The organism is Nocardioides fonticola, from assembly GCF_039536805.1.
In the GTDB taxonomy this organism is placed as follows: Bacteria; Actinomycetota; Actinomycetes; order Propionibacteriales; family Nocardioidaceae; genus Nocardioides; species Nocardioides fonticola.
Genome location: NZ_BAAAZH010000040.1, coordinates 1 through 2,579, shown reverse-complemented (window position 1 = coordinate 2,579; position 2,579 = coordinate 1). Strand labels below are relative to the sequence as shown.

The following is a 2,579-nucleotide window of genomic DNA, read 5'->3' as shown; positions in this document are numbered from 1 at the left end:
ATTCACGTTTGTGGGTTGATGGTTTTCGACAATGATTCTGGCAATTTTTGTCAGGGTTTGTTTGTCAGGGTTCTCTTTTTCTCATGGCTGGCTCTTTGGGGTTGGTTGTGGGTGTTGTTTTTCAACGGAGAGTTTGATCCTGGCTCAGGACGAACGCTGGCGGCGTGCTTAACACATGCAAGTCGAGCGGAAAGGCCCTTCGGGGTACTCGAGCGGCGAACGGGTGAGTAACACGTGAGTAATCTGCCCTTCACTCTGGGATAACTGCCGGAAACGGTGGCTAATACCGGATATGACCACTTCGCGCATGTGATGGTGGTGGAAAGTTTTTTCGGTGGAGGATGTGCTCGCGGCCTATCAGCTTGTTGGTGGGGTAATGGCCTACCAAGGCTTCGACGGGTAGCCGGCCTGAGAGGGTGACCGGCCACACTGGGACTGAGACACGGCCCAGACTCCTACGGGAGGCAGCAGTGGGGAATATTGGACAATGGGCGGAAGCCTGATCCAGCAACGCCGCGTGAGGGATGACGGCCTTCGGGTTGTAAACCTCTTTCAGTACCGACGAAGCGAGAGTGACGGTAGGTACAGAAGAAGCACCGGCCAACTACGTGCCAGCAGCCGCGGTAATACGTAGGGTGCGAGCGTTGTCCGGAATTATTGGGCGTAAAGGGCTCGTAGGCGGTTTGTCGCGTCGGGAGTGAAATCACCGGGCTTAACTCGGTGCTTGCTTTCGATACGGGCAGACTAGAGGCATTCAGGGGAGAACGGAATTCCTGGTGTAGCGGTGAAATGCGCAGATATCAGGAGGAACACCGGTGGCGAAGGCGGTTCTCTGGGAATGTCCTGACGCTGAGGAGCGAAAGTGTGGGGAGCGAACAGGATTAGATACCCTGGTAGTCCACACCGTAAACGTTGGGCGCTAGGTGTGGGACCTATTCCATGGGTTCCGTGCCGTAGCTAACGCATTAAGCGCCCCGCCTGGGGAGTACGGCCGCAAGGCTAAAACTCAAAGGAATTGACGGGGGCCCGCACAAGCGGCGGAGCATGCGGATTAATTCGATGCAACGCGAAGAACCTTACCTGGGTTTGACATACACCGGAACAGTGCAGAGATGTGCTGGCCTTTTGGCTGGTGTACAGGTGGTGCATGGCTGTCGTCAGCTCGTGTCGTGAGATGTTGGGTTAAGTCCCGCAACGAGCGCAACCCTTGTCCTATGTTGCCAGCGGGTCATGCCGGGGACTCATAGGAGACTGCCGGGGTCAACTCGGAGGAAGGTGGGGACGACGTCAAGTCATCATGCCCCTTATGTCCAGGGCTTCACGCATGCTACAATGGCCGGTACAAAGGGCTGCGATCCCGTGAGGGGGAGCGAATCCCAAAAAGCCGGTCTCAGTTCGGATTGGGGTCTGCAACTCGACCCCATGAAGTCGGAGTCGCTAGTAATCGCAGATCAGCAACGCTGCGGTGAATACGTTCCCGGGCCTTGTACACACCGCCCGTCACGTCACGAAAGTCGGCAACACCCGAAGCCGGTGGCCTAACCCTTGTGGGGGGAGCCGTCGAAGGTGGGGCTGGCGATTGGGACGAAGTCGTAACAAGGTAGCCGTACCGGAAGGTGCGGCTGGATCACCTCCTTTCTAAGGAGCATGCACCCATGATCATCAGCGAGTGTCTGGTGGCGGTGGTGGTGTTCGGAAGTGGAATCGTCGATGAGAGCTGCTCGGTGCTGTTCGCCTGATGTCTAGTACTACTCCGGCCTGCTGGTTTTGCTGGTGGGTGGGGTGTGGAACGGGTTGGGTGGGTGGTGTCGGGTGGTGTCCAAGCACGCTGTTGGGTGTCTGAGGGATCAGGCGCCACATCCCCTGTAGGGGGGTGTGTGGTGGTTGGTGTCTTGGTTGCCTTCTTCGCTGTCTTGTCTCCTGGTGGGGGTGGGGTGGTGTTGGTGGGCTGGTTGTTTGTGAAGTGGATAGTGGACGCGAGCATCCAACAGGCTGCTGCCGTATGTGCGGTGGTGGTGTGTTGTGTATGTGCAATATCAATATGGTCTTTTTGTGGTTTTTGTTGAGTGTTTGTGCGACAAGCTATGAAGGGCACATGGTGGATGCCTTGGCATCAAGAGCCGATGAAGGACGTTGGAGCCTGCGATAAGCCCTGGGGAGTTGGCAACCGAGCGTTGATCCGGGGATGTCCGAATGGGGGAACCCAGCTGGAGTCATGTCCAGTTACCCGCGCCTGAATATATAGGGTGTGTGGAGGGAACGCGGGGAAGTGAAACATCTCAGTACCCGTAGGAAGAGAAAACAACAGTGATTCCGTGAGTAGTGGCGAGCGAAAGCGGAAGAGGCTAAACCATGCGCGTGTGATACCCGGCAGGGGTTGCGCGTGTGGGGTTGTGGGAGCGTGAGGGGTCATCTGCCGGTGGCTCACACAGTGAGAAAGCCCGGGTGAAGTCGAAGCCCATTGGAAAGTGGCACCGTAGAGGGTGATAGTCCCGTAGGTGTAAGTCCGGGCCTGTGTCGCGTTTTCCCAAGTAACACGGAACCCCTGAAATTCCGTGTGAATCTGGCGGGACCACCCG

At 57.0% G+C, this 2,579-nt stretch carries 2 rRNA genes; both read left to right on the top strand.

Annotated elements, in window-relative coordinates:
* The first annotated feature begins 121 nt into the window (after window positions 1-121).
* A 16S ribosomal RNA gene (locus tag ABD671_RS22280) occupies window positions 122-1,638 on the top strand.
* 437 nt (window positions 1,639-2,075) lie between these two features.
* A 23S ribosomal RNA gene (locus ABD671_RS22275) occupies window positions 2,076-2,579 on the top strand; the annotation flags it as partial.